This is a genomic window from Pseudomonas sp. GM33 (assembly GCF_000282295.1).
Lineage (GTDB): Bacteria > Pseudomonadota > Gammaproteobacteria > Pseudomonadales > Pseudomonadaceae > Aquipseudomonas > Aquipseudomonas laurylsulfatiphila.
The window spans coordinates 1-2,080 of record NZ_AKJO01000064.1; the positions used below are offsets into that span (position 1 = coordinate 1).

General features: G+C 52.8%; 1 pseudogene. It reads left to right on the plus strand.

Annotated elements, in window-relative coordinates:
- Positions 1 to 989 precede the first annotated feature (989 nt).
- Positions 990 to 1,944: pseudogene (locus PMI26_RS30455) on the plus strand (DEAD/DEAH box helicase family protein); the annotation flags it as partial.
- Positions 1,945 to 2,080: the final 136 nt, after the last annotated feature.

Consider the following 2,080-nt stretch of genomic DNA (forward strand, 5'->3'; position numbering starts at 1 on the left):
GAGCGGTTGGTTAAGATCTTTCGTCTCAACCGAGGCGCGCACTCTACAGCACACACTCTCAAACTGCAACCTTAAAAGTTTTTGATTTTACTAATAAAATCAACTACTTAAGCCTGAACGAACACCAATATGCTCGTTAGCGGGAGGCGAATAATACAGTATTAAAATACGTGGTCAACCCCTACCTAGAAATTCTTTTCCCTTACCAAAGAGCCTAGGTTGCCACTATGAAAACTTCCAAGGCCTGTACAAAACATCAGGGCAGCAGAGTACTCAGACCACGTCGTCACTAAATCGCCCCTTATTTCGTAGACGCTGACTGACCGCTTTTGGCTGTGGATTGCTGCCTGTCGCGACAGGCTGAAAACGACCCAGGCTGTGTAAAAACGCAGACGCCGTTTTGAAGTCCTCGCTTCTACGTTGAATCTGCGAACGTCCGGTTAGTTAGCAGACCAGGATATTGCGTAGGTGCGTGTTTTTCGCGCCGATTTTCATTGCCGCATCTGCCTTAAAATGTTTTTACACAGCCTCGCCCCATAGCTGTCACTCGCCAGCGGCAGCTGTCGACCGATTCTGTTGAAAAAGTCCGAGCGTAGTGGGCGACGCGCAGGGATCGCTTTTGGTTTCAAGCGTCAGGCGTGATGTTGTGCGGGCGGGCTTGGTTGCGGTGGGCGGGGTGTTCAGCGGGACATGTGGATGCCTTGGGTTTTTCGCGAGCGGGCTCGCTCCTACAGGGGGTTGTGGTTCAGTTCTGGGTTTTGTGTTGGCTGGGCTGGCGCCTTCGCGGGCAAGCTCGCTCCCACAGAGGGTTGCGGTGAGCTGGCAGGCGTTGTTTGGCTCCAGCGGGTTTTGATTTCGGTGCACCTTCGGCATTGATAGTGGTTGGGCTGGCGCTTTCGTCGCCCGCACTGAATATCTCGTTTGGCTTTTTGAACGACCACATGAACTCAAACTCGAAATCGACGCGCTACTACTACCTGCTGACTACAAACCTTCCACAGCCATTGGCAAACCAGCTTGTCCGGCTCGCTGCTTTTCAAAATCCTGAGTTCTACAAAGCTCAGGCCATGCGCATGTCAGTGTGGAACAAGCCAAGGATTATCGGCTGTGCCCAGAACTTCCCCAAACATATTGCGTTACCGCGTGGCTGTTTGGATGCTGCGCTGGAGCTTTTAGAGGAAAACGGGGTTACCCCTATTCTTAAAGACGAACGCTTCGCGGGCGCCGCCATCGACGTGAGCTTTCTCGGGACCCTGCGTTCTGACCAAAAGGCTGCTGTCAGCGCAATGCTAAGTCATGACACCGATATCCTCTGCGCACCGACAGCTTTCGGTAAAACGGTGAGTGCTGCTGCGTTGATTGCCGCACGAGGCATTAACACGTTGGTGCTTGTGCATCGGACGGAGCTGTTAAGGCAGTGGCAAGAGCGCTTGCAGGCGTTCTTGGGAGTCGGGAATGGTGTCGTTGGTACTCTTGGGGGCGGAAAAGCGAAGCTTACCGGCATCATCGACATTGCCGTAATGCAGTCGTTATCGCGAAAAGGCGAGATCAGCGACCATGTAAAAAATTATGGCCAGATTATCGTTGATGAGTGTCATCACCTATCAGCCGTGTCATTCGAGGCACTACTAAGGAGCGCGACCGCGCGGTACGTACTGGGACTCACCGCAACCCCAGTGCGCCGAGATGGACAACAGCCTATTATTTTCATGCAATGCGGACCGCATCCGACATTCTGCTGCTCGACCAGCGAGTGCGCTTCATGACCTATCTGTCGTGCCTGGATTGCTGTCCAATCCAATAGTGGTCCCCGACGGCTTTGGGATTCAGGACGTTTTTCGGCGCCTAGCCGACGACTCTGAGCGGACAGCCAAAATCGTTTTGGAGATTGAGTTGGCGTACAGCGAGGGTAGAAAAATTCTAGTACTAACGGATAAGCGCCAGGCGGGTTACAAAGCGATGGGCTACCGTATGGCTGACTCCATGGTCACCATGGACCTACTCTAACGTGGTTGACGGTCAACCTCCGTACAATCTCAGGATGCTTTTTTCAAGGACAAACAAAACCCCAACTGCTTTC